The organism is Streptomyces sp. NPDC051109 (genome assembly GCF_044455885.1).
GTDB lineage: Bacteria > Actinomycetota > Actinomycetes > Streptomycetales > Streptomycetaceae > Streptomyces.
On sequence record NZ_JBITFF010000008.1, the window covers coordinates 214,349 to 226,325 of the forward strand.

The window sequence follows — 11,977 nt, forward strand, 5'->3', positions numbered from 1 at the left end:
GCGATTCGGTCATCATCCGGTCATCTTTCAGGCGTGCTGCCCGACGTGCTGTCCGGCGGGCACTTCGGCGTGCTGCCCGGTGTGGTGGCCGGCGGGCGGTTCGGCGTGCTGTCCGGCCTGGTGGCCCACGCTGTCGAAGACGCGGCAGTCGAAGAAGTCCTCGCCTTCCGACAGCAGGTACGCCTGGGCCTCGCCCACGTGGAAGTACATCCCGTGCAGCTCCAGCGTGCCCTCCGCGAGCCGCCGGGCCACCGACTCGTGCGCCCGCAGGTGCTCCAGCTGCTGCACCACATTGGTCAGGCACAACTGCTCCACGGCATCCGCCGGGAGCCGGCCCGCGATCCGCGCCCAGGCGTGGTGGCGGCTGGCCATCCGCTCCAGGCTGGGCAGCCCGTGCCGCAGCCACCGGCGCAGCGGGGTCATCGGGGCCCCGGGTGCGGAGTTCAGCAGCGCCTGCATGGCCCCGCAGCCCGAGTGCCCGCACACCGTGATGCTGTCCACCTTGAGCACGTCCACCGCGTACTCGATGGCCGCCGCGACCGAGTCGTCCGCGGCCTCGGCGCCCGGCAGCGGAACCAGGTTGCCGACGTTGCGGACCGTGAACAGGTCCCCGGGGCCGCTGGCCGTGATCATGCTGGTGACCAGGCGGGAGTCCGCGCAGGTCAGGAAGAGCTGCGAGGGGCGCTGCCCCTCCCGGGCCAGTCGGGCCAGCTCTTCGCGGACGTGCGGTGCGGTGTCCCGCTGGAAGGCGCTGATGCCGCTGGCCAGTTGGCCGGCGCCGCGGCGGCGCGGGGCAGGGGCCGACGCCTCCGCGACCTCCAGGGCGTCGGGAGCCGCGGCCGCGCCGGGGATCGTAGGCTCGGCCGCCGGCCGGTGGTCGCAGTGATTCATCCACGGGGTCCAGGGGCGGCAGCACTGGTGCCCGCCGCGATGGCCCCCACGGTGGGGGCGCTGCTCGACACGGTCGGCCCGGTGTCCCTGGTGTCCCTGGTGGGCCAGGTGGGTCCGGTTGGCGCGGTCCGCTCCGGTCATCCGGGTGGTGGAGCGGCCGGTGACCTCCAGCGAGCCGCCGTGCACCAGGTGGGCGTGCTGCCAGTCCTGGAGCGTCTCGTACGCCGCGTGGTCCATGAACGAGCCGTCCAGCTCCACCACCACCCGCCCGCCGGGCGGGATCTGGTTCAGCACCCGGCTCAGCCGCGGCACCGCGAGGAAGGTCAACTGCCCGCGAGCGCACACCCGGTGGACCCCGTCCTGTACCTCCATCGTGATCCGGGTCCGGGCCAGCCGGTGCAGGACCATCGCGACGGCGACCGCGATGCCGATGGCCACCCCCTCCAGTACCCCGCCGAGGACCACTGCCGCGATCGTCGTCACGTACACCGCGATCTCGCGGTGCCGGGTGACCGTCCGCAGATGCGTGGCGTTGACCATTTGCACGCCCAGCGCCATCACCAGGGCGGCCAGCGCGGCGAGCGGGATCAGGTCGAGAGCCGGGACGAGGAGGGCGGCCGCGAGCAGGATCCAGAGCCCGTGCAGCATGACCGACCGGCGGCTGACGGCCCCGGACTTGACGTTGGCCACGCTCCGGACGGCCCCGCCCGCGACCGGCAGCCCGCCCAGCAGTCCGGAGAGCACGTTCGCCGCACCCTGGCCGCGCAGTTCCCGGTCGAGGTCGGCGCGCGGCGGGCGGTTGCCCGTACGCCGCTGCGAGGCGATCAGCTTGTCGGTGGCGACCGCGGACAGCAGGGATTCCACGCTGCCGACCAGGGTGACCGTCAGGACGGCCGCGACGATGCCGAGGACCGGGCCCTCGGGCAGCTCGGGCAGGGCGTGGCTGCGCCAGGACGGCAGGTCCACCCGGGGCACGCTCAGCCCGGTCAGCGCGGCGAACGCCGTGGCCGTGGCCACGGCGGCCAGCGCGGCCGGCACCTTGCGCAGCGCGAGCCCGATCCGCCCGGGCAGCCGCGGCCAGCCGAGCAGGACGACCAAGGTCAGGGCGCTGACGCCGAGCGCGGCCGGGTGCAGCTGCGCCAACTGATCCGGCAGGCCGAGGACGTTGGCGAGGGCGGAGCTCTGCGGGGTGCCGCCGAGGACGATGTGCAGCTGGGCCAGCGCGATCGTGACGCCGACGCCCGCGAGCATGCCGTGGACGATGGCCGGACTGACCATGAGCGCCGAGCGGGCGGTGCGCAGCGCGGCGAGCCCGAGCTGGCAGCAGCCGGCGAGCACGGTGATGGCGCAGGTCGTGCGCCATCCGTAGTGCTGGATCAACTCGGCGGTGACGACCGTGAGTCCGGTCGCGGGCCCGCTCACCAGGAGGGGCGTGCCGCCCAGGCGCCCGGCCACGATCCCGCCGACGGCCGCGGCGACCAGGCCCGCCTGGAGCGGGGCGCCGGTGGCGAGCGCGATGCCGAGGGAGAGCGGCAGGGCGATCAGGAAGACGGTCAGGGAGGCGGAGAGGTCGGCATGGAGATCGGCGCGGTGCCCCTTGCGCGGTGCGCCGTGGGCCGGGGGGGAGGTGGCTGTCATAGGTCCCGTCTCCTCTACGGAGGGATGAAGCGGCGGGAGTCTCAACACTCAGTAAATGAAAGGTAATGGAGAGTAAAGGATCGAGGGAGGGAATGGGCGCAAATGGACTAGAAATTAACGCCCAGGGGTGATTAAGCATTTTGTACGGCTTGTCACATCATCCTCACGGCGGACCGCATGGGACGTTGCGGCGCGGAAGACCCGCGATGGAACTGCGAGGAGAGGTGGACGGATGATCGCCGCCAAGAAGAAGATCGCCGGCGGCCTGGTCGCCACGGCGCTGGTGCTGGGCGTCGCCGGGTGCAGCACCTCGGAACCCGCCAAGCCGTCCCCCGGGAGCCCGAACGGCAAGAAGGGACCGGCCCCCGAGGCCGCACCCGGGAGTGTCAACCGGCTCATCGGCGACGGCTCGACGGCGTACACGGGTGCGCAGCCGAACGTGCGGAAGCCGGAGAAGCTGAAGCCCGGGGAGAAGCCGCCGCAGTTCGTGGTGTTCTCGTGGGACGGGGCCGGCGAAGACAGTCAGAAGCTCTTCTCGCACTTCCGTGAAGTCGGCAAGAAGTACAACGCCCGGATGACGTACTTCCTCAGCGGCGTGTACATGCTCCCGGAGGAGAAACGTTCCCTCTATACGGCTCCGCAGCACGAGCCCGGCCGCTCCGACATCGGTTTCGGCGATCTCCAGGGCGTCAAGGACACGGCCGCGCAGGTCCGCGGGGCCTGGCTTGAGGGCAACGAGATCGGCACCCACTTCAACGGCCACTTCTGCGGCCCCGACGGCGGTGTCGGGACCTGGTCCGTCCCGGAGTGGAAGAGCGAGATCAACCAGGCCAAGTCGTTCGTCAAGAGCTGGAAGACCAACACGCCGGACCTCAAGGGCATGGAGCCGCTCCCGTTCGACTACGACAAGGAGCTCATCGGCGCCCGCACCCCCTGCCTCGAAGGCCAGAAGAACTTCATGCTGGCGGCCAAGGACATGGGCTTCCGCTACGACTCCAGCGGCATCAGCAAGCAGATCTGGCCGAAGAAGACGGACGGGCTCTGGGACGTCCCGCTGCAGCTGGTGCCCATGCCGGGCCGTGCCTTCGACACGCTGAGCATGGACTACAACTACATGGTCAACCAGTCCGGTACGACCACGCAGGGCGACCCCTCGCAGCACGCGTACTGGGGCGAGCAGATGCGCGAGGGCCTGCAGCAGGCCTTCGACCGGGTCTACGCGGGCAACCGCGCGCCGCTGATCATCGGCAACCACTTCGAGTCCTGGAACGGCGGCACGTACATGAAGGCCGTCGAGGACTCCATCGAGTCGATGTGCACGCAGAAGGAGGTCCGCTGCGTGCCGTTCCGCGAGCTGGTCGACTGGCTGGACGCCCAGGACCCGAAGGTCCTGGAGTGGATGCGCGGCCTGGACGTCGGCGAGGCGCCCAAGGAGGGCTGGACGAAGTTCCTGACGGCGGGGCCGCCGGCCAAGCCGGCCGCCCCCGCGGTCAAGCCGGCTGAGGAGTCGGCCGAAGAGGGTTCGAGCGAGGACTGACGAGGTCGGGGCCGGCCGGCCCGTCGGGGTCCTGGACCGCCGGCCCGTCGAGCTCTTGGCCGGTCGGCCGGTCGAGGTCCTGGACCGCCGGCCCGGCGTCGACGCTCTCCCGCAGGACGAAATCGGGGTCGACCTGGGCAGCCAGGTCGGCCCCGGTCTTGGCGTTGCCCCAGCTCTCCGCGTTCCGCAGGTGGAAGTGGACCATCTGCGCGGTGTACCGCTCCCAGTCGCGGTCGGCGTACGAGTCGTCGGCCGCGTCCTGGAGGGCCTGGAGGGCGAGCCGGTTGCTCGCTTCGAGCAGCTCGAACGCCGCCGGGCGGCCCTTCTCCATCGCCCGTACCCAGTCGGAGTGCCCGACGGTGACGAGCAGGTCCTCCCCGACCTCGTCCTGGAGGAACTCGATGTCGTCCGTGCCCTGCACCTTGTTGCCGACGACCTTGAGCGCGACCCCGAAGTCCCGCGCGTACTCCTTGTACTGGCGGTAGACGGAGATGCCCTTGCGGGTCGGCTCCGCGACCAGGAAGGTCATGTCGAAGCGGGTGAACATGCCCGAGGCGAAGGAGTCGGAGCCCGCGGTCATGTCGACGACGACGTATTCGTCGGGGCCGTCGACCAGGTGGTTGAGGCAGAGTTCCACCGCCCCGACCTTGGAGTGGTAGCAGGCGACCCCGAGGTCCGACTCGGTGAACGGGCCCGTCGCCATCAGCCGCACGGGCTCCCCGTCGAACATCAGCGTGCGCGCACAGGCCTCGTACACCGGGTTGTCCTCGGTGACCCGCAGCAGGCGCGATCCGGCGCCGGGCGGGGTGGTCTTGATCATCGTGTCGGCGGAGGCGATGCGCGGGTTGGAGCCCCGCAGGTACTCCTTGATCAGGGGCAGGTGCGCGCCGAGGGCGGGCAGCGCGGCGGCCTCGTCCTCGCCGAGTCCGAGCGCGGCGCCCAGGTGCTGGTTGATGTCGGCGTCCACCGCGACGACGGGGGCTTCATTGGCTGCGAGGTGGCGGATGAAGAGGGAGGACAGGGTCGTCTTGCCGCTGCCGCCCTTTCCCACGAAAGCGATCTTCATGTTCACCAAGAGTAGCGGCCTTGTCGCTTTACGTGTTGCTGCTAAGTGAAGAAGACCACTCCAAGGAGGGGTCGGTGCTATGGAGGTGAAGTGCGTAGGCTCCCTACTTATGAGTAGCGCTTCTGACCCGCTGACCGCCCTGGGTTCGCTCCCGGGCGTAGCCGAATCCGTGGATTCCGTACGCAAGGCCGTGGACCGGGTCTACGGGCACCGGGTCATGCGCCGGCGCAGCGGGGAGATCACCTCGGAGGCGGCGCTGCGCGGCGCGCGCGGCAGCGCGGCGCTGTCCGGTGCGGACTGGGCGCTGGAGGAGGTGCGCCGCCGCACCGACTTCGGGGCGGAGGCGGAGGCGCGCACGGTGGGCGCGGCGCTGCGCCTGACGGCGGAGGCCGGGCAACTGCTGAGCATCTGGCGCCAGTCGCCCCTGCGGGTGCTGGCGCGCCTGCACCTGGTGGCGTCGGGGTCGACGGCCGACGGTGACGTGGTGGGCCGGCCGCGGCTGGCGGGCGAGCCGGTGGACGAGCCCTTCGTCACCCAGCCGCTGCCGAGCGCGGAAGAGGTGGCGGGGCGGCTGGACGGCCTGTCCCGGCTGATCATCGCGGGCGGCTCCGCCCCGGCGCTGATCACGTCGGCGGTGGTGCACGGCGAGCTGCTGGCGCTGCGTCCGTTCGGCTCGTACAACGGGCTGGTCGCGCGGGCGGCGGAGCGGATCGTGCTCATCAACAGCGGCCTGGACCCGAAGGCGATCTGCCCGGCGGAAGTCGGCCACGCGGAGCAGGGGCGGGACGCGTACCTGGCGGCCTTCGACGGCTACGTCTCGGGAACGGCGGAGGGGATGGCGGCCTGGATCGCGCACTGCGGCCGCGCGATCGAGCTGGGCGTCCGCGAGTCGACGGCGGTCTGCGAGGCGCTGCAGCGGGGTGCGGCGTAGCCGCTCTCCCGCGCGGGGGCTGCCGCACAGGGTTGCGGCGACACCGTCTTGCTTTGGTGTCGCCGCTGGCATTTACGCCGAGTTACCAAGCGTCCTCGATGGTTGCCCATCAGGCCGGGGACTTTGCCCGTCACCTGGTGCGGCTGGCCCGTAATCGACGGGTCGACGTCGCGTGGGTGCTCGGCGCTCATGCTTCGGTCCGTGGGCCTTACTGCGTTTAAAGATGATCCTCTCGGATGTTCTTTGGTCTCGCGGGCCGTTGACTCCTTTGTACTCCGCTTAGCTGACAAGCGGAACCCCTACCCACTTTTTTTACTTTCCTGGGCGCTGTAGGGCGAACCGGACAGTGGTAATCGCCGCAGTTCAGGCATTTGCCCACCCGGGGGCCCGGACGCGGGCCGGGCCCCCGGGTGGGGTATTCAGCCCCGGGGCCGGGGCCGAGGTGCTGGGGGCTGGGGGCCGGGGGCCGGGGTCGGCCCCGCGTCCGCCGTCCCGGCCGGAGTCGGGGCGGCGGCGCACGAAGGGTCAGGCGGACGCGGCGGCGGCCGATGCGCCGGCCCGGCGCCGACTGGCGTACCAGACCAGTCCCGCGGTGGCGGCGGCCGCGCCCACGGCCGCCGCAGCCACCAATGCCGGGCGCGCCGGCATGGACAGTCCCGGCAGCCGCTGCTTCAGGCGCACCGGCCGGTTGAACACCAGCACCGGCCACTCCCGCGCCACCGCCTCCCGCCGCAACGCCCGGTCGGGGTTGACGGCGTGCGGGTGCCCGACCGCCTCCAGCATCGGGATGTCCGTCACCGAGTCGCTGTACGCGTAGCACCGCGCGAGGTCGTACCCCTCGGACTCGGCGAGCTCCCGCACGGCCTCGGCCTTGGTCGGCCCGTACGCGTAGTACCCGACCTCGCCCGTGAAGCAGCCGTCCTCGCCGATGACCATGCGCGTCGCGACGACCCGGTCCGCTCCGAGCATCTCGCCGATCGGCTCGACGACTTCGGCGCCGGACGTCGACACGATGACCACGTCGCGGCCGGCCGTGTGGTGGGCCTCGATCAGGGAGGCGGCCTCGTCGTAGATCAGCGGGTCGATCAGGTCGTGCAGGGTCTCGGCGACGATCTCCCGCACCTGCTGGACGTTCCACCCCTTGCAGAGGGAGGACAGGTACTCACGCATCCGCTCCATCTGATCGTGGTCGGCGCCGCCGACCAGGTAGATGAACTGGGTGTAGGCGGTACGCAGCACGGCGCGGCGGTTGATGAGGCCGCCCTGGTAGAAGGACTTGCTGAACGTCAGAGTGCTTGACTTCGCAATGACCGTCTTGTCCAGGTCGAAGAAGGCTGCGGTGCGGGGCGACGAGTGCGGCAAGGGCTGGATTTCCACGCCCCGAGCATATGCGCCCACCATTCGGCGTAAGGTGTGGCGCGTGGGTTTGCCTGAGAAGGCTCTCGGGTACACCATGGAAGTCACGGATCGTTCGCGACCGTGCTAACCCGGTCTGGCTCCTCCCCCCCCGAGTCGGACCGTGGGGACGACCCCCGCTCTCCCCCCCGGCGGGGGTCGTCGCATGTCCGGACGCGGTTTGCGTCCCTGCCTTCGGCCCTAAGTGACCATTCCTGCAGCCCCCCTTCTTCGGCGGGCCCTGCGTGGCGAAGGCCCTCACCCCTCCAGACTCGTGACGGTGCGTAGTGGTTCCGCCGCGCTCTGGAACTCACCTGTTGGGGTGATGAAGTTATTCACAGGGCTCCCGCTGTCCACAGTTTTTGACCAAGATCCACTTCCTTTTCCGGACGGCCCCATGGTGATTCCGGCCGCGAAGTCCGCGGCGCCGGGATTTGCAGTGAGAAGGGGGCGGAGATCGTGGCTGGATCGAAGTCGTGTGAAGTGCCGGATCGCGCGGAAGCAGGCGGAATCACGCCATTGGGGGCCCAGGGCGGGGCCGTGCCCGGTGGCGGGCGGCCGCTGATCATCACGGAGGACCCGCTGCTGCTCGACGATCTGCTGCGGTTGTGCGCGGCCGCGGGCGCCGAGCCGCACGTGCACCATGCGGTGCCCGAGCAAAGCGGAGGCGGTGGCGGCGGAAGCGGCGGGAGGGGCGAGGGCGGTTCCGCAGCCGCCCTGGAGACCGGCGGGGGCGTCGGATGGGAGTCCGCGCCGCTCGTGCTCGTCGGGGATGATGCCGCCCGCCGGGTGCGCGGCGCTCCACGCCGGGGCGGGGTGCTGCTCGTCGGCCGGGACCTGGACGACCCCCTCGTCTGGCAGCGGGCGGTGGAAATCGGCGCCGAGGAGGTGCTCCGGTTACCCGACGCCGAGCCGCGGCTCGTCGACCGCATCGCCGATGTGGTGGAAGGAGCCGGGAAACCGGCCCTCGCCGTCGGGGTGATCGGCGGCAGCGGCGGGGCCGGAGCCTCCACCCTCGCGTGCGCACTCGCCCTGCGCGCCGCCCGCGCTGGGGAGCGGACCATCCTCATCGACGGGGATCCGCTCGGCGGCGGCATGGACGTACTGCTGGGCGGCGAGAACGCCGAGGGGCTCCGCTGGCCCGACTTCGCGGGCTCGCGGGGCCGGGTGGGCGCCGGCGCGCTGGAGGAGTCCCTGCCGGAGCTGCACGCGCTCCGGGTGCTCAGCTGGGACCGCGGGGACCGGGTGGTGGTGCCTCCCGCGGCGATGCGGTCGGTGCTGGCGGCCGCGCGCCGCCGGGGCGGGGTGGTGGTGGTCGACCTGCCCCGGCGGGTGGACGAAGCCGTGGCCGAGGCCCTGGCCCAGCTGGACCTGGTGCTGATGGTGGTGCCGGGCGAGCTGCGGGCGGTGGCCGCCGCCGGCCGGGTCGCGGCCGGAGTGCGGATGGTGGCCCGGGACGTCCGCGTGGTCGTACGGGGCCGCTGCCCGGGCGGGCTCGACGCCGAGGCGGTGGCCGGCCTGCTGGGGGTGCCGCTCGCCGGGGAGGTGCCGGTCGAAGTCGGGCTCCCGGGACGGGTCGCCGAGGGGGAGCCACCGGGCGGCCAGGGGCGGGGCGCGCTGGCCCGCTTCTGCGACGGCTTCTGGCGGCGGGCGCTCGGCCCCGCTCAGGGGGTGGCGGTATGAGCGCCGTACTCCTCGACGCGGTGCGGCAGCGGCTCGCCGAGAGCGGGGCGGAGCCGACCCCGGCCCGGGTGGCGGCGGCCCTGCGGGCGCAGGGCCGACTGCTGGGCGACGCGGAAGTGCTCGGCGTGGCCGCCGAGTTGCGGTCCGAGCTGGTCGGGGCCGGACCGCTGGAAGCGCTGCTCGCCGACCCGGAGGTCACCGATGTCCTGGTGGCCGCCCCGGACCGGGTGTGGGTGGACCGCGGCGGCGGGCTGGAGCTGACCGGGGTGACCTTCGCCGACGCCGACGCCGTGCGCAGGCTCGCCCAGCGGCTGGCCGCCGTCGCGGGCCGGCGCCTGGACGACGCCCGGCCCTGGGCGGACGCCCGGATGCCCGACGGCACCCGGCTGCATGCCGTGCTGCCGCCGGTGGCGGTCGGCTCGGCCTGCCTGTCGCTGCGGGTGGTGCGGCCGAGGGCGTTCACGCTGGACGAACTGGTCGAGGCGGGGACGCTGCCGCCCGGCGGGCAGCGGCTGCTGCGGGACATGGTCGAGGCCCGGCTGTCGTTCCTCGTCTCCGGCGGAACGGGCACCGGCAAGACCACGCTGCTCAGCGCCCTGCTCGGGCTGGTCGGCCCCGGCGAGCGGATCGTCCTGGCCGAGGATTCGGCCGAGCTGCGCCCCGACCATCCGCACGTCGTGCGGCTGGAGACCAGGCCGGCCAACCAGGAGGGTGCCGGCCTGGTCACGCTGGCGGACCTGGTCCGGCAGGCACTGCGGATGCGCCCGGACCGGCTGGTCGTCGGCGAGGTCCGGGGCGCCGAAGTGGCCGACCTCCTGGCGGCTTTGAACACGGGTCACGAAGGCGGCTGCGGCACGGTCCACGCGAATGCCGCCGCGCACGTGCCGGCCCGGCTGGAGGCACTGGGGACCTCGGCCGGGCTCGACCGGGCCGCCCTGCACAGCCAGTTGGCGGCCGCGCTGACCCTGGTGGTCCATCTGGTCCGGGACCGGGCCGGGCGGCGCCGGGTGGCCGAGGTGCACGTGCTGGAGCGGGACGCCGCCGGGCTGGTGGTCACCGTACCGGCGCTGCGCTGGTCCGCCCGGGGCTTCGCCCGGGAGGCAGGCTGGGAGCGGCTGCGCCCGCTGCTGCGGGGTGCGCGGTGAGCGGGGTGACCGCGGTGCCGGTGCCGCTGTTCGCCGGGGTGCTCTGCGCGGGGACGGCCGCCTGGGCGCTGGCCGGGGGAGACCGGGTGTCGCGGCGGGCCCGGGTGGTGCTGGCCGGGGGCGGGCCCGTGGCGCACGGCGGTCCGTTGCGCCGGGAGCGGCTGCTGGTAGCCGTGCGGGTACGGGCCGCGCGGTGGCGGGAGTGGGCCTGTCTCGGGATCGGGCTCGTGGTCGCGCTCCTGGGTGGCTCGGTGATCCCGCTGGTGGCGGGCGCGGCAGCGGTGCCGCTGGTGCGGCGGTGGCTGCGGGTCATGCGGCGGGAGCGGGAGCGGGGTGCCCGGGCCGCCGGGGTGATCGCGCTGTGCGGAGCGGCCGTGGGCGAGCTGCGGGCGGGGGCCCAGCCCGGACAGGCGCTGACGGCGGCGCTGCGGCGGACAGCCGCGGGTCCGGGCGGTCCGGGCCCGGCGGAGGCGGCGGTGCTGGCCGCCGCGGCGTTCGGCGGCGACGTCCCCGCGGCGTTGCGGCAGGCGTCGCGGGAGCCCGGCGCGGAAGGGCTGGCCGGCATGGCCGCCTGCTGGTCGATCTCGGTGGACGGGGGCGCGGGGCTCGCGGCCGGACTGGACCGGCTGGAGGGGGCGTTGCGGGCCGAGCGGGACCGGCAGGAGTCCCTGCGGGCGCAGTTGGCGGGCGCCAGGTCGACCACGGCGGTGCTGGCCCTGCTGCCGCTGGTCGGCCTGTTGATCGGCACCGGGCTCGGAGCGGACCCGCTCCGCGTGCTGCTGCACACCCCGGTCGGGTGGGGCTGTCTGCTGGCGGGCGGGGTGCTGGAGGCGCTGGGGCTGCTGTGGTGCCGGCGGATCGTACGGGCGGGGGAGCGGTGATGGGCGGATTCGTGATCCACAGGCTGGGGATGGCGTTGTGCCTCGCGGTGGCGGTGCTGTGCACGGCTTCGGCGGTGGCGGCCCGGGTCCGGGAGCGGGCGGCCCGGCGCAGGATCTCCGCGCTGCTGTCGGCGGAACCGGAGCGTCGGGCGCCGGCGTTCGGAACCGGGATACGGGCGGCGGTGACGGTGTGGGCGGGTCCGGCGGGGGCGTTGCTGGCGGCCTGGGTGCTGATCGGCGGGGTGCTGGGAGTACCGCTCGGCTGTGGGGCGGCGATCGGGGTGTGGCGCTGGCAGCGGCGGGCGCGACCGCCGGCCGGGGTGGATCCGAGGGAGGCGGAGCGCCAGCTCCCGTTCGCGGCCGATCTGTTGGCCGCGTGTCTTGCAGCCGGTGCGGCGCCCGTGGAGGCCGCCGAGGCGGTGGGCGAATCACTGGGCGGTCCGGTCGGCGAGCGGCTGGCGCTCGCCGGGGCGGAGCTGCGGCTCGGCGGTGAACCGGGCGCCGCGTGGGGGAGGTTGGCGGAGATACCGGGCGCCCGGATGCTCGCGGAATGCCTGGAGCGGGCCGCCCGTACGGGAGCCCCGGCGGCGGAGCCGGTGTCCCGTCTGGCGACGGCCCTGCGCGAGGACCGCGCCCGCCGGGCCGGGGCCCGGGCGCAGCGGGCGGCGGTGCTCGTCACCGCTCCGGTCGGGCTGTGTTTCCTCCCCGCGTTCCTCGCGGTCGGAGTGGCCCCGGTGGTGATCGGAATGGCCTCTGGCCTTCTCGCGACTACCTGAAGTCACAGCAGAAACTCGGGTAACTCGGCTCTCG

9 protein-coding genes are annotated in these 11,977 nt (G+C 73.3%); 6 read left to right on the forward strand and 3 right to left on the reverse strand.

The window, feature by feature from the left end; all coding sequences use genetic code 11:
- Window positions 1-27: 27 nt before the first annotated feature.
- The gene (locus ACIBAD_RS17655) at window positions 28-2,529 is read right to left on the reverse strand and encodes a SulP family inorganic anion transporter (protein WP_398907597.1); all 2,502 of its coding nucleotides are present in this window, start codon (window positions 2,527-2,529) and stop codon (window positions 28-30) included.
- Between the two features lie 232 nt (window positions 2,530-2,761).
- Between ACIBAD_RS17655 and ACIBAD_RS17660 the strand changes: the two genes are divergently transcribed.
- Window positions 2,762-4,066 carry a hypothetical protein gene (locus ACIBAD_RS17660; protein WP_398907599.1) on the forward strand — a complete coding sequence of 435 codons (1,305 nt, stop codon included), beginning with the start codon at window positions 2,762-2,764 and terminating at the stop codon, window positions 4,064-4,066.
- On the opposite strand, the gene ACIBAD_RS17665 is transcribed toward ACIBAD_RS17660, so the two are convergent.
- Complete coding sequence (locus tag ACIBAD_RS17665; RefSeq protein ID WP_398907601.1) at window positions 4,020-5,132, reverse strand: ATP-binding protein; 1,113 nt, start codon at window positions 5,130-5,132, stop codon at window positions 4,020-4,022. The two genes, ACIBAD_RS17660 and ACIBAD_RS17665, sit on opposite strands and share 47 nt — an antisense overlap.
- Window positions 5,133-5,241: 109 nt before the next feature.
- Here ACIBAD_RS17665 and ACIBAD_RS17670 point away from each other — a divergent pair, with 109 nt between their 5' ends.
- Window positions 5,242-6,063, forward strand: coding sequence for an oxidoreductase (locus tag ACIBAD_RS17670; protein ID WP_134072539.1), 822 nt, complete (start codon window positions 5,242-5,244; stop codon window positions 6,061-6,063).
- A gap of 525 nt (window positions 6,064-6,588) precedes the next feature.
- Here the strand turns inward: ACIBAD_RS17670 and ACIBAD_RS17675 are convergent.
- Window positions 6,589-7,425 carry an HAD family hydrolase gene (locus ACIBAD_RS17675; protein WP_398907673.1) on the reverse strand — a complete coding sequence of 279 codons (837 nt, stop codon included), beginning with the start codon at window positions 7,423-7,425 and terminating at the stop codon, window positions 6,589-6,591.
- Window positions 7,426-7,998: 573 nt separating this feature from the next.
- Here ACIBAD_RS17675 and ssd point away from each other — a divergent pair.
- From ssd to ACIBAD_RS17695, 4 genes are read left to right on the forward strand one after another with little or no spacing between them, the layout of a single operon-like run.
- Window positions 7,999-9,141: a septum site-determining protein Ssd gene (ssd, locus tag ACIBAD_RS17680; RefSeq protein ID WP_398907604.1), complete on the forward strand. Its 1,143-nt coding sequence runs from the start codon at window positions 7,999-8,001 to the stop codon at window positions 9,139-9,141.
- Window positions 9,138-10,286, forward strand: a complete 1,149-nt coding sequence (locus ACIBAD_RS17685) for a TadA family conjugal transfer-associated ATPase (protein WP_134072535.1) — start codon at window positions 9,138-9,140, stop codon at window positions 10,284-10,286. The genes ssd and ACIBAD_RS17685 overlap by 4 nt, the downstream gene beginning before the upstream one ends.
- Before the next feature lie 5 nt (window positions 10,287-10,291).
- Window positions 10,292-11,167: a type II secretion system F family protein gene (locus ACIBAD_RS17690; RefSeq protein WP_398907674.1), complete on the forward strand. Its 876-nt coding sequence runs from the start codon at window positions 10,292-10,294 to the stop codon at window positions 11,165-11,167.
- Complete coding sequence (locus tag ACIBAD_RS17695) at window positions 11,167-11,943, forward strand: type II secretion system F family protein (RefSeq protein ID WP_398907606.1); 777 nt, start codon at window positions 11,167-11,169, stop codon at window positions 11,941-11,943. Before ACIBAD_RS17690 ends, ACIBAD_RS17695 begins: the two co-directional genes overlap by 1 nt.
- Window positions 11,944-11,977 lie beyond the last annotated feature (34 nt).

Bases quoted from the DNA above. Each gene is read 5' to 3' on its own strand.
- ACIBAD_RS17670 (WP_134072539.1), top strand. From the start codon at position 5,242: ATGAGTAGCGCTTCTGACCCGCTGACCGCCCTGGGTTCGCTCCCGGGC.
- ACIBAD_RS17660 (WP_398907599.1), top strand. From the start codon at position 2,762: ATGATCGCCGCCAAGAAGAAGATCGCCGGCGGCCTGGTCGCCACGGCG.
- ACIBAD_RS17655 (WP_398907597.1), bottom strand. From the start codon at position 2,529: ATGACAGCCACCTCCCCCCCGGCCCACGGCGCACCGCGCAAGGGGCAC.
- ACIBAD_RS17695 (WP_398907606.1), top strand. From the start codon at position 11,167: ATGGGCGGATTCGTGATCCACAGGCTGGGGATGGCGTTGTGCCTCGCG.
- ACIBAD_RS17665 (WP_398907601.1), bottom strand. From the start codon at position 5,132: ATGAAGATCGCTTTCGTGGGAAAGGGCGGCAGCGGCAAGACGACCCTG.
- ACIBAD_RS17685 (WP_134072535.1), top strand. From the start codon at position 9,138: ATGAGCGCCGTACTCCTCGACGCGGTGCGGCAGCGGCTCGCCGAGAGC.